At 63.5% G+C, this 21395-nt stretch carries 19 protein-coding genes; 10 read left to right on the plus strand and 9 right to left on the minus strand.

All coding sequences use genetic code 11. From position 1 onward, the window contains the following. Position 1: 1 nt before the first annotated feature. The gene (locus ABIA30_RS07450) at positions 2-199 is read left to right on the plus strand and encodes a hypothetical protein (protein ID WP_370063735.1); all 198 of its coding nucleotides are present in this window, start codon (positions 2-4) and stop codon (positions 197-199) included. Positions 200-221: 22 nt separating this feature from the next. Here ABIA30_RS07450 and ABIA30_RS07455 read toward each other — a convergent pair whose 3' ends face one another. The 5 genes from ABIA30_RS07455 to ABIA30_RS07475 all read right to left on the minus strand — a co-directional run bounded on the left by ABIA30_RS07455 (position 222) and on the right by ABIA30_RS07475 (position 5750). Further along, positions 222-809, minus strand: coding sequence for an NADPH-dependent FMN reductase (locus ABIA30_RS07455; protein ID WP_370063737.1), 588 nt, complete (start codon positions 807-809; stop codon positions 222-224). A 72-nt stretch (positions 810-881) separates the two neighbouring features. Next, positions 882-2366: a CoA transferase gene (locus ABIA30_RS07460; protein WP_370063739.1), complete on the minus strand. Its 1485-nt coding sequence runs from the start codon at positions 2364-2366 to the stop codon at positions 882-884. 29 nt (positions 2367-2395) lie between these two features. Continuing rightward, positions 2396-3364, minus strand: coding sequence for a 3-hydroxyacyl-CoA dehydrogenase NAD-binding domain-containing protein (locus ABIA30_RS07465; RefSeq protein ID WP_370063741.1), 969 nt, complete (start codon positions 3362-3364; stop codon positions 2396-2398). Between the two features lie 15 nt (positions 3365-3379). Further along, positions 3380-4282, minus strand: coding sequence for a 3-hydroxyacyl-CoA dehydrogenase (locus ABIA30_RS07470; RefSeq protein ID WP_370063743.1), 903 nt, complete (start codon positions 4280-4282; stop codon positions 3380-3382). A gap of 733 nt (positions 4283-5015) precedes the next feature. Continuing rightward, on the minus strand, positions 5016-5750 hold the full coding sequence (locus tag ABIA30_RS07475) for an SDR family oxidoreductase (protein ID WP_370063745.1): 735 nt from the start codon (positions 5748-5750) through the stop codon (positions 5016-5018). Between the two features lie 724 nt (positions 5751-6474). On the opposite strand from ABIA30_RS07475, the gene ABIA30_RS07480 reads away from it, so the two are divergent. Continuing rightward, positions 6475-8253 (plus strand): thiamine pyrophosphate-dependent enzyme, encoded by a 1779-nt coding sequence (locus ABIA30_RS07480; RefSeq protein ID WP_370063747.1) that lies wholly within the window; start codon positions 6475-6477, stop codon positions 8251-8253. Positions 8254-9256: 1003 nt separating this feature from the next. On the opposite strand, the gene ABIA30_RS07485 is transcribed toward ABIA30_RS07480, so the two are convergent. Beyond that, positions 9257-10009: an SDR family NAD(P)-dependent oxidoreductase gene (locus ABIA30_RS07485; protein ID WP_370063749.1), complete on the minus strand. Its 753-nt coding sequence runs from the start codon at positions 10007-10009 to the stop codon at positions 9257-9259. 96 nt (positions 10010-10105) lie between these two features. Between ABIA30_RS07485 and ABIA30_RS07490 the strand changes: the two genes are divergently transcribed. Then, the gene (locus ABIA30_RS07490) at positions 10106-10687 is read left to right on the plus strand and encodes a TetR/AcrR family transcriptional regulator (RefSeq protein ID WP_370063751.1); all 582 of its coding nucleotides are present in this window, start codon (positions 10106-10108) and stop codon (positions 10685-10687) included. A 93-nt stretch (positions 10688-10780) separates the two neighbouring features. Here the strand turns inward: ABIA30_RS07490 and ABIA30_RS07495 are convergent, their stop codons facing one another. Then, positions 10781-11353, minus strand: a complete 573-nt coding sequence (locus tag ABIA30_RS07495) for a TetR/AcrR family transcriptional regulator (protein ID WP_370063753.1) — start codon at positions 11351-11353, stop codon at positions 10781-10783. A gap of 228 nt (positions 11354-11581) precedes the next feature. Between ABIA30_RS07495 and ABIA30_RS07500 the strand changes: the two genes are divergently transcribed. The 4 genes from ABIA30_RS07500 (at position 11582) to ABIA30_RS07515 (ending at position 17668) form a co-directional block, all read left to right on the plus strand. Continuing rightward, complete coding sequence (locus tag ABIA30_RS07500) at positions 11582-12061, plus strand: MmpS family transport accessory protein (protein WP_370063755.1); 480 nt, start codon at positions 11582-11584, stop codon at positions 12059-12061. Next, positions 12058-14928 (plus strand): RND family transporter, encoded by a 2871-nt coding sequence (locus ABIA30_RS07505; RefSeq protein ID WP_370063757.1) that lies wholly within the window; start codon positions 12058-12060, stop codon positions 14926-14928. Before ABIA30_RS07500 ends, ABIA30_RS07505 begins: the two co-directional genes overlap by 4 nt. A gap of 152 nt (positions 14929-15080) precedes the next feature. Further along, positions 15081-15872 (plus strand): class I SAM-dependent methyltransferase, encoded by a 792-nt coding sequence (locus ABIA30_RS07510; protein WP_370063759.1) that lies wholly within the window; start codon positions 15081-15083, stop codon positions 15870-15872. 284 nt (positions 15873-16156) lie between these two features. Next, positions 16157-17668 (plus strand): FAD-dependent monooxygenase, encoded by a 1512-nt coding sequence (locus tag ABIA30_RS07515; protein WP_370063761.1) that lies wholly within the window; start codon positions 16157-16159, stop codon positions 17666-17668. 1 nt (position 17669) lies between these two features. Here the strand turns inward: ABIA30_RS07515 and ABIA30_RS07520 are convergent, their stop codons facing one another. After that, a complete protein-coding gene (locus tag ABIA30_RS07520; protein WP_370063763.1) occupies positions 17670-18548 on the minus strand; it encodes an NAD-dependent epimerase/dehydratase family protein in 879 nt (292 codons plus the stop codon). Positions 18549-18632: 84 nt separating this feature from the next. Here ABIA30_RS07520 and ABIA30_RS07525 point away from each other — a divergent pair, with 84 nt between their 5' ends. The 3 genes from ABIA30_RS07525 to ABIA30_RS07535 all read left to right on the plus strand — a co-directional run bounded on the left by ABIA30_RS07525 (position 18633) and on the right by ABIA30_RS07535 (position 20453). Continuing rightward, complete coding sequence (locus tag ABIA30_RS07525; RefSeq protein ID WP_370063765.1) at positions 18633-19208, plus strand: TetR/AcrR family transcriptional regulator; 576 nt, start codon at positions 18633-18635, stop codon at positions 19206-19208. Between the two features lie 82 nt (positions 19209-19290). Further along, on the plus strand, positions 19291-19986 hold the full coding sequence (locus ABIA30_RS07530) for a DUF899 domain-containing protein (protein ID WP_370063767.1): 696 nt from the start codon (positions 19291-19293) through the stop codon (positions 19984-19986). Then, positions 19983-20453 carry an SRPBCC family protein gene (locus ABIA30_RS07535; RefSeq protein ID WP_370063769.1) on the plus strand — a complete coding sequence of 157 codons (471 nt, stop codon included), beginning with the start codon at positions 19983-19985 and terminating at the stop codon, positions 20451-20453. Before ABIA30_RS07530 ends, ABIA30_RS07535 begins: the two co-directional genes overlap by 4 nt. Positions 20454-20508: 55 nt before the next feature. Here ABIA30_RS07535 and ABIA30_RS07540 read toward each other — a convergent pair whose 3' ends face one another. Next, positions 20509-21375, minus strand: a complete 867-nt coding sequence (locus ABIA30_RS07540) for a MaoC/PaaZ C-terminal domain-containing protein (protein ID WP_370063771.1) — start codon at positions 21373-21375, stop codon at positions 20509-20511. Positions 21376-21395: the final 20 nt, after the last annotated feature.

Below are 21395 nucleotides of genomic sequence, written 5' to 3' on the forward strand. Positions count from 1 at the left end.
CGTGACATCAGCCCGCACACTGCTGGCCGCTGACGCTCACCGTACCGCTGCTGAGTTCAGGCTCGGCAGCGTTCTCCCGTCTTGGTATGACGACGTGGTCGCCCGTACCGACGTGCCGATGGCCCGCGGCCAGCGGGAAGGCTCGGCCGCACCGGTGCCGCTTCTCGGCGACGAATGTTCCTGGTGTCGAATCCATTAACGCCCGCAGCGCGCGGGGCCATTCATGTCGTCCCACTGGGAAGCGCGCGCGGCACGACGGCCAGCACGCGGCTGACGAAAGTATCGAACTCCTCCATGTAGTCGCGCAGAAACTGTTCGGTCGACGGGTCGGTGATGTCACCCTGGTCGGTAATCAGTCCCGGAGTGAATTGCAGGTATGCCTCGGGCGCCGTCATCTGGGGTGCGTTACAGAAGCTGAGTGCACTGCGCAGACTTTGTTGCGCCACAGCAGTTCCGATCTTGCCCGGCGAGGCGCCAATCACAGCTGACGGCTTATGCGTGAGTGAGTTTTCTCCGTACGGGCGACTGGCCCAGTCAATGGCGTTCTTCAGCACGCCCGGCACGCCGCGGTTGTACTCCGGGGTCACGAACAACAGGGCATCGACCGCGGCAATCGCGTCCTTTAGTGCCTGGCCCGCCGGCGGGTAATCGTCATCGAGATCACGGTTGTACAACGGAAGATCCTTTATCGCAATCTCTTCGAACTTCAGGTTGTCCGGCGCCAACCGGATCAGCGCCTTGGACAGAGTACGGTTGATTGACTGGGCCGACAGGCTGCCGATGATGTATCCGACCATGTACCTGGCCATGTGAAGTTGCACCTTCTTTCTGTGTCGACCTTTCTGTGTCGACCGACTAGATCCGCAGCCGCGCTGGCTGGTTCACGGCTCGACGAGCCATTGCGGTTTCGATGAGCCGCGGGGCGCCAGAACCGTCCGGTATGACTCCTTCGTTCGCGACATGACCACCTGGTCGGTCATTCCCCGGTACGTGCCCAGCGGGGTTTCGGCCGTGAAGAGATCGGGGGCGACATAAGAGTGCACCTCGCTCGATCCAGCCGTGGCCGCGGCGTATTCCTTGTCAAAGATCCCGAGCGAAAGCAGCCACAGCACTGTTCGGGTCAGAGACACCACGACTCGATAGCTGCCGCCCTCCGTCGCGCGCCGGCGCATCGCCTCGAGGACGCCGACGGTCCCGAGCCAGCCCACCACGTTGTCGCAGATCGGTACGATCACCGGCGACTTTGGGAGAGTGGGTGACCCTTCGATGCAGAACACACCGGATACGGCCGCACCGATCTCGTCGAAACCGGGACGGTTCGACCATGGCCCCGTGTCGCCATGCAGGATCACCTTGGCATGGATCAGTCCGGGCTTCTGGGCGCACAGATCTTCGGCAGTAAGACCGTTTCGTTCCAGATAACCGGGTCGCTTGTTGGCGAAGAAGACGTCAGCATCCCTCAGCAGGTCGTCGAATGTGGCGCGATCCTCCTTGGAGCCATCCAAGATGGTCGAACGCATACCAACCTGCACATCCCACGCGAAGGACTCGACCTCGGTGGCGTAGGGCCGCCAGATATTGAGGACGTCCGCGCCGTACATGGCTAGGTCCCGACCCATGGCCGCGCCGGCAATGACGTGCCCCATTCCGAACGCGCGGATGCCGTCCAGCGGAGTGCGTCCGCCCCTCTCGAACGGCACGGGTGCGCTCTCCCCGATCTTCTCCACGGTGATCAGCGGCATCGTGGACAGCACTTCGGTATATTGCGGCTCATTGAGGAACTCATCGAGAGTTCGCACCTTCGCCAGGATGAGCCCTTCCTCTGCTGCAGCGGATTCCAATTCGTCTGCACGCCATTGCAATATGGCATTCTCGATGGAGCCGAGGCTGTCGGTGCACCGGAGGAACTTGAGCGTGTCCGTCTTGGATCGAGGATAGAAATCCAGGGCCACCACGTAGCGCCCATCGCGCGTCTTGCGGAACAGCGGAATTTCGAGGAACGGGTTGCCCGCGAAGGCGCCCATCGTGGGAGCGCGCCCGTTCATCGTTTCCCATTTCCCCTCGAAGAAACCACAGAACCGGCGAAGCGCCTTGCGGACGTCGACGTGAATGTCCTGTGGCTCCCCGGTTCTCGCCTGCCAGACGGCCGCGGCCGCGACAGACTTCGCGGCCAGGCCCATCGCGGCCATGGCGCCGAAACGAAGCGGGCTGGAAATGATCGGGTCCTGCCCATAGAACGACAGGCAACCTCCGCAGTCCGCGGCGGTAAGTCCTACGTCGCGGAGCACGTCGTTGGTGTTCGCCAGCAGATCGAACTCCGACGACGTCGCCGGGTTGCCCGTTATCGACTCGAGCGCCTCGGTCAAACGGGTTGCCCCCGTGGCAAATACGGTACTCACGCCGTTTCCTTCGCTGCCGCGTGCACGCTCGCGCCGTTCGCTCGCAACCGAAGAAGGCCGATGATGACTTCGTTCTCTTCGCGCGCGAGGTCGTCGACGGAGCGTCCCCCCGCTTCGCGCATCACACCATCGATGATGGTCTGCTTGAGTTCGGGAGTTACCTGTGGATCGCCGAGGGTCTGCATCATCGCCGCGAGCGGGTCCATGAGCTGCTCCATGAAGTGGTCGATGCCACCCGCTCCCCCACCCAAATGCCATTGCAGGCTTTGGCCCATCACACCCCACCGCAGGCCCGGGCCATAGCTGACGGCAATGTCGGCTTCCTCGACGCTCAGCACATGTTGCCCAATGAGGTTGAGCATCTCTCGGTACAGCGCCGCCTGCAGCCGGTTGGCCACGTGTCCCGGTAACTCCTTGCGCAGATGAATGGGCTTCTTGCCGATCGACGCGTAGAAACCGATCGCGCGTTGGATGGCGTCCGGTGATGTCGCGGTGCCGCCGACCACCTCCACTAGCGGGACGATGTGGGGTGGGTTGAACGGGTGGCCGACGACGACCCGCTCCGGGTGCTTGCACGCTGATTGCATCACGCTGGGCGTGATGCCCGACGAGCTCGAGGCGATGATCGAATCAACGGGCGTCGCTGCGTCCATGGTCGCGAACAACTTGACTTTGAAGTCGGGCCGTTCAGGCCCGTTCTCCTGCACGAAGTCCGCCGTTGCGAGGGCCTCATCGGAGTCCTTGGTGAAACTCAACCGGTCGCGCGATGCGCCCGGCGACAGGCCGATTTCTTCGAGCTGCCCCCAGGCCTCGTCGACATAGCTGCGCAAGTTCGCCTCAGCGTTCGGGGCCGGATCGGTCGCAACAACGTCCAGCCCGCGCGCCAGGTACTGTGCAGCCCAACTGGCACCGATGACTCCCGTGCCGACCAAAGCGACACGCCCAATTGGCTTTTCGAATGACACGATGGCGTCTTCCTTTCAAGAAGTTTCGAAGTATGCGATCCCGGTCAGGTTTCCTTGCGCAACAAACAGGGCCTTCGCCTCCGATCCGTCGAGCTTGGCCGTAAGAACATCGCCCCCGAAGTCGGTGATGAACATTCGGTCGCCCTCGAGATCCAGGGCGATGCCGATTCCTTCCATCAAGTGCGTGAAGATGATCGTCGGAGCCGGGCGACCCTGCGCGTCCGCGTCCATCGGCGCGCGGTTCACCGTGTTGCCGCGGGGCGGATCGCCCCGGTCGGTCCAATAAATGATTCGGTTGTTGAGATCGAGCTCCAGATCGATCGGCTCGGGCAGCTCGTCATAAAGAAGTTCGACATCTGTTCGATTTGACGCTGTCTGTCCGGTGGGAATGTCGACGCCGGCACGGAAAAGACGGCCCTTGTCGGCGTTGTCGGCGCCCTTCTGCGTCCAGTAGAGCTGCTTGCCATCGACGTCTACGGCCACGCCCACACACCACTTCGTGGCGTCCGGTCCCGGTCGCGGGTCGCCCCGGCTGGTGTCCACGAGAGTCTCAACGTTCGAGCCGTCGAGGTTGGCTCGCATCACGCGCATGCCCTCGCGGTCGCACCAGTACAGCGTTCCGCTCTTCTTTGCGAGCTGGAGCTGCTTGGGTGTGAAGGTGCCACCCGGGGCAATGATCGTCGTCCGATTCCGTCCGTCGAGATCAGCCCGCTCGATGGAGCCGTCATTCTCCTTGGGGGTTCCCATATTCGTCCAGTAGATGTGCCCCGCCGCGACATCGACCACGATGCCATCGGGGTATTGGCACTCTGTCACGATGACCTCGCGGTCGGAGCCATCCGAATTGACTGAGACGATCCGATTGCTGCTGAGATCGAGAATTAACAGATGACCGATGGTGGCCGTCTCGTCGGACACGGGTTGCGGTGCCTGTCTGTGTGAACTGACCATCGGTTATCACTCCACTAAATCGGCGGGAATCCGAGCCGCGAGCCGGATTGTCCTCTGCACCAACTAGTTCGATCCTCGGGTGAGTCACCGATGGTGTCGATGTCATGCGCGACAGCAATCTTGGGTGAGGTTTGTCCGCCATGACAGCGGTCCGGAGTGGCAACCGTTGCTCCGTCATGAGCGGGACCGAGCGGGTCGATTTGGATGCGCTCGCAGTCGGCGACCCGCCGAAATTCGCAACGTATCGATCGTCACGATCACAGCGTGTTCGTGACGAACGTAGGTCTGTTCGACGTGTGCGTACACTGCCAACGGCGCGGTCGTGTCGCCGGTACGCGGGTCGCGCAATGGCGACACATTGAGGGTGCGCCAAAAAGGAGCGGCAGCGGCGCGCGTGTGCCCCTCAGGCCTCGTCGAACGCCGGGAACAGCAACACCTGGGCCAGCAGTTGCATCGCCGCCCCGATCAATACGGCGATCAGCGTCACTCCGCCCGGCACCTTGACGGCGCGGCCGATAACCCCGGGGCACCGGCAGATTGTCCTCGAACCACCGGAAGATCATGTAGACGGCGACGGTGGCAATGCCGACCGGGGATGGACACGGTCAGCGCGACCGCGGTGACGACGAAGCCGGCGACGGTGGAACCGATAATGCACGCGGGCCACGCGTAGCCAATTCAGGTCCGGTTAGCTGGCGTTTCAGAGGGCAGGTATGGTGCCGCCGTCGACCGGGACCATGGCGCCGGTGATATAGCCCGCGGCGGGAGACAGCACGAAGGCCGCCGTCTTGCCGAATTCCGCCGGTGTTCCCTGGCGCCGCAGCGAGTTGGCCGGCGTGCCGCCTCCCGTCATGGTGGCCAGTTCTTTGGCGCGGTCGGTCGCAATGTAGGCGGGCAGGAGGCCGTTCACCCTGGTGCCGGCCGGTCCCAGCTCGTCGGCCAATGTCTTGGCCAGCATGCCCAGACCAGGCCGCAGACCGTTCGAAATTGCCAAGCCTGGGATGGGTGCGCGCACCGACGAGGACAGGACGAACAGGATCGAGCCGCCCGGTGAGGCGGCGGCGACGGTGCGGGCAATGCGGAGCGCCCCTAGGAAAATCGACTCGAAGGCGTCCCGCCAGGTGTTGTCGTCGATGTCCATCGCGGCGCCGAAGGGCGGTCCGCCAACACTGATCAGTGCGCCGTCGATGCGACCGAAGTGTCCTTGCGCGGCATCGATGAGGCGCTGTGCGGTCGACTCCTCGGCGTTGTCACCGGCGATCCCCGTCACCCGGTCGGGAGCACCCAGTCCCCGAGCGGTCTGCACCACTGCGGTTGCCCGGCCCGACAGGACCACTCGTGCCCCTTCGGCCAACAACGACTGCGCGGCAGCCAATCCCAGGCCCCTGCTGCCCCCGGCCACCACATATACGCGGTCTCGGAGACCCAGATCCATGCCGTGCTCCCTTCTCGGCCGACTGGTGCTGATGTTCAAAGGGGACGCGAGCCGTCCTTCACGGCATCGGCGAACACCCCCAGCTGAAAGTCGCAGACGCTGTCCAGCACTGCAACAGTTCCCTTTTGAGCCCCGTGACCTTTTGCAGCCGGCTCAGATGGTTGATCATCACATCATCGGAAGAATCGCCAAGACAGTCGATATCGAGCCGAACAACGTCGCGGAGCAGTCGCTATTGCCCAGGACAACGTCCTGCGCAAAATGCCTCCCTTCAAGTACGAGAACCCCAGGGACGTCGACGCTGCCCGCCGTGGCCCAAAGAGTTGCCGTCCCGTTGCAGGCAACCTGGTGCACGGATGTTGACTGATTGCCAGTTCACCGTGCGTAGTCAGCTCGCCAGAGGCGTTGGGAGGCTGGGTTTTACCCACGTGACGGGACCGGGGCGGTTCGCCGTTGCCGGCATGCCGGGTGGATCGCTCTGGATGACGTTGTGCGCCCTGCTTTTTGGGGCCCATAGCCCGCGCATGGCCGCGCGGGTTGTGACGAATGCACAGTCGGCGGAATCAGGTCGATATGAACTTGCGGTGAAGCAGTGGTGCGCTGCGGCGCGTCCCTTGCGGGCAATCGAATGCCCCAGTTTTCGTAGCCTAACCAGTCGGCACAACAAACGTTGGCGGGACAACGTTTGCGGAACAACGTTGTTAGAACAGCCAATGACGCCGCGATGCGCCGCCGCGACGATGTAGCGCAACCGATCGCCGACGCAACGGAGGTTCCCGCAATGACGAAACGAGTAGCTGATCTGCTGGTCGACACGTTGCAAGCAGCTGGCGTGAAGACGTGCTACGGAATCGTGGGCGACACGCTGAACCGCATTGCCCATGCGATTGATCGGAGTGAGATCGAGTGGGTCCACATGAGGCACGAGGAGGTGGGCGCCTTCGCTGCGGGCGCAGAAGCTCAGCTCACCGGACGGCTCACGGCCTGCGCGGGAAGCTGCGGGCCCGGTGGTCTCCACTTCATCAACGGGCTGTACGAGGCCAATCGCAATCGCGCTCCGGTCATCTTGATCGCAACCCAGATCGTCCGGCCCGACCTGGGCTTCGAATCGATCCAGGAGATCGATTTCGCCGACGTGTTCAGGGGCTGCAGCGTCTATTGCGAGATGATCCTGACGCCGGAGCAGGCTCGGCGAAAGACAGTTGCGGCCTGCCAGGCCGCCTTGACGAAACGTGGTGTGGCCGTTCTGGTCGTACCGGTCGACATCGCCAATGCCGATTCACATGAGGAGCTGCCGTACACCGTTCACACACCGCGCCCGCTCATTCGCCCGAGCGACGCGGACCTCGACCAGATCGCGGCCATTCTGAACGAGAACACAGCGATCACCATCTACGCAGGCGCCGGCTGCGCCGGTGCGCATGACGAGGTGGTCGCCACCGCATCAAGGCTCAATGCGCCAATGGCTCACACTTCGCGCGGCAAGGACTTCGTCGAATACGACAATCCGTACAACGTGGGCATGACCGGGATGATCGGTGGGGCCGCTGGTTACCATGCCATTCTGGACTGTGATGTTCTGCTTCAGCTGGGAGCGGACTTCGCGTGGGGCCAGTTCTATCCGGACAAGGCCACGATCATCCAAATCGACGCCGAACCAACCCATATCGGCCGCCGCCACCCGGTCGCGATCGGGGCGGTCGGCGACATCAAAACGACCCTCGAGGCGCTGCTGCCTCGCCTCAAGCAGCACGACGAGGGTGGTTTCTTGTCGGGGTACGTGGAGCGTCATCGGAAGGATGTGGCAGCGGCGGACGCCGAAACTATTTCGGGTCCCGACGCCACCATTTCGGGGACCTATTTGACCAAGATCATCAACCAGCACGCTGCCGAAGACGCGCTGTTCGCAGCGGATGACGGGACAGCGACGGTCTGGATGCTCCGTCACATCGACACCGGCGGGAAACGCCGAACGTTCGCTAGCCTCCTGCAGGGGACGATGGCCGCCGGGCTTGGCTCGGCGCTTGGACTGCAAAAGTGCCAACCCGGCCGGCAGGTGATCTACCTGGCAGGCGATGGCGGGTTAACCATGCTGCTCGGCGATCTCCTGACAGCGGTGCAGGAGAAGCTGCCGATCAAGATCGTCGTCTTCAACAACGGCAAGCTCGGTTTTGTCGATATCGAGCAGAAGGCCGCAGGGCTGGATCCCCTGTACACGGACCTGCAGAACCCCGACTTCGGCGAAGTCGCCACGGCGATGGGCCTATGGGGGCGCCGCGTGTCCGCGGCGGGCGACTTGGAGGGATCTATCCAGAGCTGGCTCGCGCAGCCCGGCCCAGCGCTGCTGGACGTGAGGGTGCAGCCGATGCAATTGGTGAAGCCGCCGTTCATCGCGCGGCAGGCCGTGCATGGGATGGCGGTCTACAGCGCCCGAGCGATCCTGCACGGCAACAGTCGTGACGTCTGGGAAATGGTCGAAGAGAACACCTCCCACGCAAAGTAACCCCGCGTCGAAGGCGTGAGCTGCGTTCGCCACGAGGCTCGCTCCCCGACAAGATCCGCGGCAGGTCCCCGAGGCCGCGGCTATAGCCCAACAGCGACCGCCGCCTGGTCGGTCGGCAGGGCTGACAACGCCCAATTACGTTGGGTACCTATACCCTCATCGCGAGGATACCGGCCCGCGTCAACTCCCAATAGTGTTGCTGCACTGTACTATTCATTGCCAACGAGGGCGACGCCAGGCAATTCGTTGCGCCAGATGAAGCAGAAACACCCTTCTTGCGAAGCCGGGGCCGTCACGAAGGAGGGCTGTCGGCTCGGCCCTCCACAGTCAGAAATCCGGCGTAGTCGGGCCTGCCGAGGCAATCGCTCATCGAGATGGCAATTTTGCCAAGTTCTGCCATCTCAAATGACGAATTGCCACACAGAATGAGAAGTGACAACCACTGTAGGTTGCAAAACTCCGTGTCATATGGCCATCTCTTGACCTGCGCGTTCGCCCAATTGCATCAGGTCTGTCGAATGGGTTTTTGCATTCTGGATGGCGAATCCTAAAACGGTACGGTGGTCCCCAACTGGGACGCGCGCCCCGTGCGGTTCGCTGCTGCTGCGGTTGTCGCCGGCGTATGGCAACAAGCGCTTCATTCGTAATCACGTTGCATTGCAACGTGATTAGAGTTCTCCCAACTGAGCGAACGCTCTATCCATCCGTAACCAACTCGGGGCGAATCACTTTCGCGAGAAGTGCCAGAATCTCCTCTGGGGCGCTGAAGGGGAAAATGCCCACTTCACCCCGCCGCAGAGGAACTGCGGCACCATCCAGTTTTCCGCAGAACGGGTGCCTGGCGACCCGGCTAGGCCAGAACGACGATCTGCAGCGGTCACCGTCGCGATGCGCAAGCAGATGCCACCAGGGTCGGCAGCGTTGAGGACACTCACGCACCGCCGCCGATACCTGCACAGACCAACTACGCGTCACCAAACTGGACGAGCATTCACAACTGGGCTCACGCCACGGCCATACCGCCGTCGACCGCGATCACCTGTCCGGTCACCCAGCTCGACGCCGGTTCGGCCAGCAGGTAGATCCAGCGCGCGACTTCCTCGGGTTCACCCCGTCGTTTGAGCGGGAGTTGCTCGGCCTCAAGGCGTTTGATCGCATCCAGCTGATCCGGCGGCAGAACGGAAGCCAGGATGGGTGTCTCTGTGGGGCCGGGCGCCACCGCGTTGACGCGAATCTTGTCGCCGGCGAGTTCGGCAGCCCAGCACCTGGTGAGGTAGTCCAGAGCAACCTTGCTTGCGCCGTAGAACGCACCGCCGCCCGACTGTGGCCGCTGCGCACCGGCGCTGCTGATGTTGATCACCGAGCCTTGACTTGCCCTCAGGTGCGGGATCGCGGCGCCGACCAGATGAGCCGGGGCGAACACGTTGGTCTCGAAGAGGGCCGCGATCGTCGCGTGGTCCGCAGCCTCCGTGCTGGACGCACGAAAGATCCCGGCGTTGTTGACCAAGGTGTCCAGTCGACCATGGGTTTCGACTGTCCGCGCGATGAGTTCGCTGGCCTGTTCGGCATCCACCACGTCGGCCACCTCGTACGAGATGCCGACATGCAGGGCGGCAGCCTCGGCCAGCGGCTCCATACGGCGCCCGCTGATCGTCACCTTCCAGTTGTGCTGTGCGAACAGGACTGCCGCGGCACGTCCGATACCCGAACCGCCGCCCGTGATCAGCACCACCGGCGCCTGTGTGCCCTCGTCCATACTTGCCTCCCAAAGCGAATGATCTTTCTTTTATGTTCGTTGACTTACATCGGGCCGTCAAGAAGAATGTTTGTTCTATAATGTGACGTGCCTCGCGTGACTCAGCAGCACCTCGACGCTCGTCGTCAACAGATCCTCGACGCAGCAGCGGCGTGCTTCGCGCGCAACGGTTTCCACGCCACATCAATGCCCGACATCTTCGCAGCGACCGGACTGTCCTCCGGGGCGGTCTACCGCTATTTCCCCAGCAAGCAGGCGATCATCGAGGCACTGGCAGACTCTGTGATGGGGCCTGCGCTCTGCGCCCTACACGAGGCGGCGTTCGCGGAACCTGCCCTGTCGGTGCCCGAGATCATCGACCTCATCCATGGCGAGCTGGTCACCATCCCTGACTCCAATGGCTCCGCCGCGCTGGTCGTCCAGGTCTGGGCCGAGGCAGCCCGCTCACCGGACACGCTGCGATCGCAGCGCCACATCGGCACAGAACTGCACGCAGCGCTGACGACGCTGATCGATCGGATGCCCCAGGTGCCGCCAGAAGATAGCTCTGACGCCGCTTGGGCCCTGATGGCGCTGAGCATGGGTACCTTCGTGTGCCAGAACCTGCTGCAAGACACCCCTTCACCCACCGCGAGGCTGGTCGACCACCTGTACACGTTGCTGTCAGTGCCGACATAGTCACTGCCGCATCGCTCGACGTGCAGGTAGCGGCACGACGTCAACCTAGGTGAGTTAACGCATGGTCTCGGCCACCGGGGGTCGGCCGCGGGGTCAAGCGTCCTCGTGGGCGGGTTGCATAATCCGGTTCGACAGATCCAGTAGCACTCTGCGCATTTCCGCGTCCTCGATGTCGGCAAGGAGCGGGTCGGATGCCGCCTTGCCGACCCCGACGAAAAAGACCGCGAATGCGATCCGGCTGGCGGAGTCGGGTTCCGGACCCTCCAGCAACTCGCGAAGTCGATCAGTTACGGCTTTCAGTTCGGGCTGTGTCAGGGCCATCTGGTCGATCGCCGGGTCGCCGTGAAACATCACGACCAGTTGTCGGTGACGTACGACCATTTCCACCAAACCACTGATGACGACCGCCCGACGCGCTTCCCAGTCAGGAAGCGCGTCGGCAATTCTGATGACGCGAGCCATGTCCTCGAGGGTCGGACGCATCGCTTCCAAGACGATCTCTGTTTTGGACTGAAATTGGTAGTACACAGCAGCTTTGGTGACCCCAATGTGATCGGCGATCATCTTGAGCGAGGTGCCGTGCACCCCGTGCTCGGCAAACAGAGTGAGCGCGGCAGCGAGGACTCGCTCCCTGGCGAGGCCCCGCGGTGACACAGGCTTCGCCACGTTGCGCCCTCCTCAGATTGCTTCGCCGATCGAATGTCCCAGGTTAGCCCTCCATCACCACACCTAGGCCGACCGGCAGTCCAGTCGGCCTATTTTAGTTAGCCGATCGGCTTGTTATAGCTTGACTGACCGTTTAATGTTAGTCGGGCTATCAATCAACTAGCGCCATCTCCGCCTCAGTGACGCGACCAGATGGCACAGGCCTGGACGACGAGGAGAACAGCAACGATGACGCTCACGCCCAGCTCGGCCAGACGAGCGAAAGGCCCCGCTGTGGCGGGAATGGTGAAGCGGGCGTGGATTCCGCTGCTTATCGCGGTAGTCGTCGCACTAGGGGGACTGGTCGTCTATCGCATGCACGGGTTCTTCGGTTCGAACAACGAAATCACCCGCCCAGGCGCCGGCCTCGCCGAAGACGCAGAGCCGTTCGATCCCAAAGTCGTGAAGTACGAAATCTTCGGAATGGAAGGCGCCGTGGCGACCATCAACTATCTCGACCTTGAGGCGACACCGCAGAAGGTGACGAACACCCCTCTGCCCTGGTCGATCACGCTAACCACCACCGCGCCGTCGGCCAGCGCCAACATTGTGGCTCAGGGCGACGGAAACAACATCGGCTGCCGCATCACCGTGAACGGCAAGGTCAAGGCCGAGAAGACGTCAGACGGTGTGAAGGCACAGACGTTCTGCCTGGTGAAGTCGGCATGAGCGACAACCTGATGAGCGACAAGCACCCGGCGATTCCTCGGTTCATTCGCCTATTTTGCGTCCCGCTTCTGTTGGGCTGGCTGGTGCTGACGGCCTTCGTGAACGTCGTCGTGCCGCAATTGGAGGAGGTCGGCCAGGCACACTCGGTGTCCCTGACTCCCGATGATGCGCCGTCGCTACAGGCAATGAAGCTGATGGGCAAGGTCTTTCAGGAATCCGACTCCAACAGCACGGCCATGATCGTCCTCGAGAGTGACAAGCCACTCGGTGACGAGGCCCATCGTTACTACGACGGCCTGGTCACGATGCTCAGATCGGACCCCAAACACGTCCAGCACATCCAGGACCTCTGGGGCGATCCACTGACCTCGGCGGGTGCGCAGAGCGCGGATAACAAGGCGACCTACGTGCAGATCTACCTTGCCGGCAACCAGGGCGAGACTTTGGCCAATGAATCCGTCCAGGCGGTGAAGAACGTGGTGGCCGCTGATCCACCGCCGGCGGGCTTGAAGGTCTACGTCACCGGGCCCGGGCCGCTGGCATCGGATCAGCAGCATGCAGGCGACAAGAGCCTGCAGTTGGTCACCGCGGTGACCATCGGGGTCATCCTGCTGATGCTGCTACTCGTCTATCGCTCGGTGGTCACCGTGGTCCTGGTCCTGGCGATGGTGATGATCGAGTTGCTGGTGGCGAGGGGCATGGTGGCGTTTCTCGGCTACCACGAGGTGATCGGTCTCTCGACATTCGCGGTCAATCTCCTCACCATGCTCGCGATCGCGGCGGGCACCGACTACGCGATCTTCCTCGTCGGCCGCTATCACGAGGCGCGTAACGCCGGCGAGGACCGCGAGGCTGCGTTCTACATCATGTATCGGGGCACTGCCCACGTGATCCTTGGCTCGGGAATGACGATCGCGGGCGCAACGTTCTGCCTCAGTTTCACCCGATTGCCCTACTTCCAAACGCTCGGTGTGCCATTGGCAATCGGCATGCTCGTCGTGACGTTGGCGGCGCTCACCATGGCTCCAGCGTTGATGACCGTGGCAAGCCGATTCGGTCTCCTGGAACCCAAACGCGCGTCGCGCACGCGCATGTGGCGGCAGATGGGCACCGCCGTCGTGCGCTGGCCCGGCCCGATTCTGGTGGCGACGATCGCGGTGGCCTTGGTCGGGCTCCTCGCTCTGCCGTCTTACACGACCAGCTACAACGACCGGAAGTATCTGCCGGCCGACATCGAGGCCAACGAGGGCTATCTTGCGGCGGACCGACACTTCTCCCAAGCCCGGCTCAATCCGGAGTTGCTCGTGATCCAGGCCGACCACGACCTCCGCAACTCCGCTGACATGCTCATCGTCGACCGGATCGCCAAGTCCGTCTTTCACCTGCCCGGCATCGCCCGAGTTCAGACCATCACGCGGCCACTCGGTACCCCGATCGAACACACCTCGATCCCATACCAGGTCAGCATGCAGGGCGTCACCACCCAGTTGAACCAGTCCTATTCGGAGGACCGAACGGCCGACCTGCTGACCCAGGCCAAGAACATCTCCGCGACGATCGCGATACTGCGAGAACAGGTCGCGCTTCAACAGCAGAGCTCGACTGCCCAACACCAGCAGACCGAGGCCTTCCACGACCTCATTCCGATCATGAACGACCTGCGCAACGAGCTCGCCGATTTCGACGACTTCCTCCGGCCCTTACGCAATTACTTCTACTGGGAGCCACACTGCTTCGACATCCCGTCATGCGCTGCATTGCGATCGGTATTCGACGCCATGGACGGCATCGGTCAGCTCGCCGACTCGTTCGGAAGCATCACGGCCAGTATGGACAAGATCGATGCACTTCAACCGAAACTGAATGCCCTGATTCCGCCCCAAATCGCCCTCCAGCAAGCCAACCTCGACCAGGTCCTAGCCAATCACGCGACGCAGAAGGGTCAGCAGGATCAGCAGGCCGAGCAGCAACAGAACTCGAACGCGATGGGTCGGGCTTTCGACGAATCCAAGATCGATGACTCGTTCTACCTACCGCCCGAGGTCTTCGACAACGCGGACTTCAAGCGCGGCCTCAAACAGTTTGTGTCGCCGGACGGAAAAGCGGTGCGTCTCATCATCTCCCATCAGGGAGACCCAGCCACACCAGCAGGCATCTCCCACATCGACCAAATCAAGAACGCAGCATTCGAAGCGATCAAGGGAACGCCTCTCGAAACCTCGAAGATCTACCTGGGCGGCACCGCAGCGACCTACAAGGACATGCAAGAGGGCAGCAACTACGACATCGCGATCGCCGCGATATCTGCGTTGTGCCTGATTTTTGCCATCATGCTCGTCATTACCCGAGCAGTCATCGCCGCACTGGTGATCGTGGGCACGGTGGTGTTGTCGCTCGCCGCCTCGTTCGGGCTGTCAGTGCTGCTCTGGCAACACATCATCGGACTCGAACTGCACTGGATGATCTTGGGGATGTCGGTCATCATCCTGCTGGCCGTCGGGTCGGACTACAACCTTCTTCTGGTGTCGCGGTTCAAGGAAGAACGTCACGCGGGATTGAAGACGGGCATCATCCGGTCGATGGGCGGCACTGGCAGCGTGGTGACCTCAGCCGGTCTGGTGTTCGCCTTCACAATGATGTCGTTTGCGGTCAGCGACCTACGCGTACTGGCTCAGGTGGGCACGACCATCGGTCTCGGGCTGCTGTTCGACACCCTGGTGGTGCGCTCGTTCATGACGCCGGCCATCGCAGCACTGATGGGCCGCTGGTTCTGGTGGCCGCTGAACGTACGCACCCGCCCCACCCGGCGGCAGCGGCCACCAGAACCAGCTGAATCGAGTGAACAGCACAGCTCCTCCGCAAAGTAACAACCCGAAGTGGAGGAATGAGGCATAGCCGCCCGCTCTGACTCTTCGACGAATCTCCCTCAGCCGCAATCGAATTCCGCCTGAACTGCCGGTCTACATTCGCGCAATTCAGCCTCCAATTTCCGAATCAACCAATCCAAGGGATGGTAGATATGTCCAACGTTTTCGAACGACCCGATTTCGACCAGGTGTACCGTGCCGAGCGCCTGACCGAAAATGTGCCGTCATTGACACCATGGGACATCGGTGGGCCGCAGCCGGTGGTGCAGCAGCTGGTAGCGTTCGGCGGTCTGCGCGGCGAGGTCCTCGACCCCGGCACCGGGCCAGGACATCACGCAATCCATTTCGCGTCCAAGGGTTATTCGGTCACCGGGATCGACGCGTCGCCAGCCGCGATCGAACGTGCCCAGAGCAACGCGCAGCGGGTCGGGGCCAAAGTCGATTTTCAGGTCGCGGATGCAACCAAGTTGGACGGCCTCGAAGATCGGTTCGACACCGTGGTGGATAGCGCGTTCTACCACGTGTTCCAAGGCGATGAAGAAACGCAAACCCGGTTCGCGCAAGCCCTTCACCGGGCCACCAAACTCGGAGCGCGGCTGTTCATGTTCGAGCTCGGCCGTCACAACGTCAACGGAATTCAGTGGGATGGGTTGGAGGAGAACAACTTCAGGCGGGTGCTGCCTGCGGCGGGGTGGCGTATCGATCACGTCGGAACCACCACCTACGAGGCAACCTTCAGCCCTGAGACTTTGCAGGCCATGACGTCTTCGATGAAGGGATCGAAGGAACGATCCGACAGTGTTGACCAGATGAGGCCAACGATGGATCAACTGCAGACCATCGCCCCGCTGGTCGACAACCACCGCATACACGTACCGTTCTGGTCAGTCGTCGCGACTCGCCTGGATCGCTCGAAGCGTCCGGGTTCGTCGTCACGACGATGAAGCAATAGCAGCGCGCCCGGTCTCCGCAGGCACCCACTCGCAATCTACGACGAACCAGCAGGTGTAGCACCAGATCGCGTAGCGGGCCTTTGCATTTGAAATGTCGAATTCGACATCATTCGACATTTCATACTGCAATTCGACACGGAGAAATGCAACCTACGTCCACCACCACCACTTTCAGGATACCGCGCACCCGGGGGCTTGCGGCAAGGCCCCATCCATGCGTCAAAATCACTGAGCCACAACGCAACCTGTGGTTTTGACTGTCTTGAGGGGGACACATGACAGACACCGATGTGATCATCGTGGGCGCCGGACCGACTGGCCTGATGCTGGCGGCCGAGCTCTGCCTTGCCGGCGTCAAGCCGCTGGTACTGGAACGCCTGCCCGAAATCCGCGAAGTCGCGAAGGCCGGCGGCCTCAGTGGTCAGATCTTGGATCTACTGCGACACCGGGAGCTCGGCGAACGCCTGCAGGCTGTAGCCGGTACACCGACAGCAGCTCGGATTCCGTTCGGCGGCATCCACGTTGACCTGACCACACTGCCCGAGTCGCCGATGAAGATACTGCGACTCCCCCAACCCCAACTGGAAGCCCTGTTGCAGGACCATGTCCGCGCGCTCGGCGTCGAGGTCCGCCGCAGTCACGAGGTGACCGGACTGACCCAGAACGTCGACGCGGTACGCCTCGACGTCGATGGACCGGACGGCCCCTATCCGATCGCGTCCCGCTACGTGGTGGGGTGCGACGGGGTACGCAGCCGGGTCCGGGAACTGGCCGGCATCGAATTCCCCGGCATCACCTATCCGGAAGTCCATCGGCTGGCGACGACCACCATGCCGGCGGACATCACGGTCCGCGACGACGGTGACTACGACGTTCCCGGCTATGGCCGACTGCGGTGGGGTTACACTCAGACCGAGGGCGGGATCTTCGCCATCGCGTCGTCCGCCCCGGGTCAGTTGGGCCTCTACACAAGTGAGGTCCCCGATCGCGAGTACGACGACGATACCCCGCTGACATTGGCTGAACTTCGCGACAGCATTCGCCGAGTACTCGGAACGGACGTGCCACTGGGTGAGCCAAAACGGTTGACCCGCTTCACTTATGCGGCTCGGCATGCCGAGCGTTACGTGGCCGGCCGGGTGCTGTTGGCCGGTGACGCCGCACACCAGGTTCCGACGGGCGGGGTGGCTGTTTCCGCTGGCATGCTGGACGCAGTGAACCTCGCCTGGAAACTTGCGGGAACCATACAAGATTCAGCACCCAAGGGGCTGCTGCAGACTTACCACAGCGAACGACACCCCGCCGGTGAGCGCCTGTTGCTGCACTCGCAGGCCCAGGTGGCGCTGCGGCGCGGGCACGACCCCGCTGCCGAGGCATTGCGAAAAGTGTTCGGCGAGTTGTTGATCGACCCGCAGGCTGCCTACAGGGTCGCGGCGATGATCGCCGGCACTGACCTCCGCTACCCGATGCCAGACTCCCGGCCGCACGCCCTGGCCGGGACCTTGCTGGCCAATCCACCGGACCATGTCAGGACCGCCATGGGATCGGCGCGGCCGATATTGGTCGACCTGGCCAGTCGCACGGACCTGCGGGCGGCCGTCGCACCATGGGATGATCGCATCGAAATACACAGCGCCACAGCAGATTATCTTCGCGCCGACGCCATATTGGTTCGCCCAGATGCATGCATCGCCTGGGCCGCGGACATCGGTGAGCCAGCCGAGACCGCGGCACCGGGCCTGCAAAATGCACTGCACTACTGGTTCGGCGAACCCGGGCACCGGTGAATCACTCGATGTTCTCCAAGTCCTCGAGGAGGCTCGGGTGCTGCGGTTGCCAACCGAGTGCCTGTCGGGTCTGGGTGCTCGACGAAGGCTGATCGGCAGCGAAGATCGGGCCCAGCACACCAAACGTCTGCTCTGGCACGGCCTGAACCGGAAGGCCCAGGCGACGACCGATGATCGTCGCGATGTCACGCACCGCGTCGCCCTCATCGGCCACCGCGTGCCAAGCGGTTCCGGCCGACGCATTCTCCAATGCCAGCCGGAACAGCACGGCCGCATCGAGTGCGTGCACGGCAGGCCAGCGCTGGGCGCCGTCACCCGGGTAGCCGACCACTCCGGTGCGCCGTGCGGTGTCGGTCAGCAGGCCGGCGAACCCGCCCTTGCCCTCCTTGTGCACCGTGCGCGGCAAGCGGATGGTGGCGCTGCGCACGCCGCGCGAGGCCAGCTCCAGCACTGCGGTGGCAGACCGACTGCGACCTCCGACGGGTCCGCCGGTCGGTAGCGGATCAGCCTCGGTGGACGCCCGGCCCGGCACGGGTGGCGTGCCCGAGACGGTGATGAGCGGGCGATCACTGTCGGCAAGTTCCTCGCCCAGCGCCGCCAGCGCGCCGGCCTCCTCAGCGATCCCTTCGGCGACGGCGGCGGGGCTGCTGAAGCCGCCGATGCCGGCTACGTAGATCACGCCGTCAGCCCGGGCTGCGCCGGCGCGCAGGGTGGGCAGATCGGCGAGGTCACCGCGAAGCGGCTCGGCGCCCAGCGCCGCTATCGCCGCCGCTGACGAATCGGAGCGGGCGAGCGCCAAGACAGTGTGGCCGTGGTGGAGCAGTTCAGTGACAACAGCCGAGCCGATCAGGCCGCTGCCGCCGGTGATGAAAACGCGCATGTGGCTCCTCGCCTTGTGATGAGACCTTTGTCCCATCACCGTACACCGCAACGGGACAAAGGTGCCATCACTTACGATTGCCCGATGGCGCGATGGGAACCCGGGGCACGCGAGCGGCTCGTCCTGGCTGCCGTCGACCTGTTCACCGAACAGGGATACGACGCCACGACCGTGGCACAGATCGCCGAGCGCGCCGGAGTCACCAAAAGCACCTTCTTCCGGCATTTTCCAGACAAACGCGAGCTCCTCGTGGCCGGACAACAAACCCTCGGTCAGCTGCTGACCGAGGGGATCGCCGAGGCTCCCGAGGGCGCGACTCCGCTCGAAGCCGTCGCTGCGGGACTCGAGCGCGCAGCGGCCCACATGGGCCCGATGAACCATGAACTCGGACCCCGTTTGAAGGCAGCCGTCGCCGCCAATGTCGAACTGCAGGAGCGCGACGCCCTCAAGAGCGTCGGGCTCGCGGCCGCCATGTCCGACGCGCTCCTGGCCCGCGGTGCACCAGCACCCGTCGCACAGCTCGCCGCCGAGCTCGGTGTCTTGGCGTTCAAAGAGGGTTTTGCCCAGTGGCTGCAGGCCGGCGACCCCGACGCCGCCATGGCGCCCCATACCTTGGCAGCCCTCGAAGGCTTCCGCATCGCGAGCCAGTCCCTGAGCTGAGGCAAATCTCCGTTGCGATGAATTCTGCTGCCGGCGGCGGTCTACTCACCATGAGCCGCACCCTGTGCCACGAGGAGGAACAGTGACCCAGCAGACCGCCACCGCCCTACCGCCCGTCGTCGACCCCGACACCTGGCGCGCCGCCCTCGACGAGTTGCGCCGACGCGAGAAGGCCGCGACCCGCGAACTCGATGCCATTGCCGCCCAGCGCCGCCGGCTGCCGATGGTGCAACTGCCCGACTACACGCTGATCGGCGCCGACGGGCCCGTCCGCCTGGCCGACATTTTCGACGGCCGGTCGCAGTTGATCGTCTACAACCACATGTGGAATGACGGCGCCGAGTGGCAGTGCCCCGGTTGCACCGGCTACACCTCGCAGTTCACCCGACTGGATTTCCTGGCCAATTACGACGCCCGGTTCGTCATCGTCACCAACGGCCCGATCGAGGAAGCCCTTGCCTACAAAGCGAAGGTGGGCAACACGATGGACTGGTTCTCAGCCTCGGAGAGCAGCTTCGGAGCCGACGTCGATGCGCCGCCGGAGAACGGCTTCGCGGTCAATGTCTTTCTGCGACACGGCGATACGGTGTACCGAACCTGGCACACCAACGGCCGCGGCACCGAGCAGCTCGGCTACAGCTTCTCGCTGATCGACGTTTTGCCGTACGGCCGCCAAGAGCAGTGGCAAGATTCGCCCGAGGGCTGGCCCAAGTCACCGACGTACTCGAAATGGGCAGGCTCGCCCGATATCGCACGCCTGTACGGAGAGACCCGATGACCGACGAACGCTACGCAGTCACCCGCACCATCGCCGCCACACCGACCGCCGTATTCGCGATACTGGCCGACCCCACGCGGCACCAGGAGACCGAACCGGGCGACTGGGTACGCGACGCGGTGGACCGCACACCGATCACCGCTGCCGGACAGATTTTCGCCATGAACATGTTCCTGGTCCAGGCCGGCGGTGACTACGTGACGCACAACCTGGTGACCGCATTCGAGCCGGACCAGACCATCGCGTGGTCAACCGGCAACCTGACCGACACCGGCGAGCACAACCCCGGCGGTTGGTGGTGGCGCTACGACCTGGCCCCGAATGGAGCCGCGACCGACGTGACGCTGACCTACGACTGGGCCGCAACGCCACAGGCTTTCCGCGACCAGGTCGGTGGCATGCCACCGTTCCCGGAGACGTTCATCGAGGAGTCGCTGGCGGCGCTGGACCGCGCGGTCACCGGCTAGCCGGGTCGGAGCTTTCGCGGCCCGGACTCAGGTGGCCGCTGCGACCAGGGCGGCGCTAGTCGACGTACTCGGCCGTGCCGTCCTCCAGCACGAGCCTGGCATTGCTGCCGTCGACACCCGCTGCCTCGGTACGGAACACCGCATGCCCCGGCTCCGTCCGCCACACCGACGTCGTCAACGTCTCGCCGGGGAACACCGGCGAGGTGAACCGTGCGCCGACGGCCCTGATCTTCGTCGCATCGCCGCGGCCGAGCTCGGAAACCAAGACCCGGCCGGCCACGCCGTAGGTGCACAGTCCGTGCAGGATCGGCTTCGGGAAACCGGCCAGGTTCTGCGCGAACCACGGGTCGCTGTGCAGCGGGTTGCGGTCACCGGAGAGCCGATAGACCAGCGGCTGGTCCTCGGTGGTCGGCAACGCCACCTTCGCGTCGGGTGAGCGGTCCGGGATCTGCGGCGCGGCGGCACGCTCGCCGGGCTGCCCGCCGAATCCACCCTCTCCGCGGATCACCGCGGTCGACCAGGACTCCGCGATGACGTTTCCGGCATCGTCGGTGCCGGTGCCCTTGAAGGTCAGGATGGCGTTCTTACCCTCCCCCTTGTCCTGGATGTCGACGACCTCCGAAGTGACGTTCAACCGACCCGACGGCGGGAGCGGGGCGTGCACCCTGATCTGCTGGCTGCCGTGCAGCAGCCTGCCGAAGTTGAAGCTGCCGACCTCACCGACCGCGCCCCACGCCGGACAGGCGATCACCGCGTAGGTGGGCAGTACCTGCTGCTCGATGTCGTGACTGTTCTCGGTGGTGAACGCCAAATCGTTGGTGCCACAACCGACTCCGAGCGCGTACAGCAAGGTGTCACGCTCGGTCCATTCGAACGGCTGCGGTGCGGTCTTGGCTCCGACGGCATTGGGGTTGATCGGCATGCGGCTGCTCCCTGTAATCA

The sequence above is a fragment of the Mycobacterium sp. MAA66 genome, assembly GCF_041261665.1.
In the GTDB taxonomy this organism is placed as follows: domain Bacteria; phylum Actinomycetota; class Actinomycetes; order Mycobacteriales; family Mycobacteriaceae; genus Mycobacterium.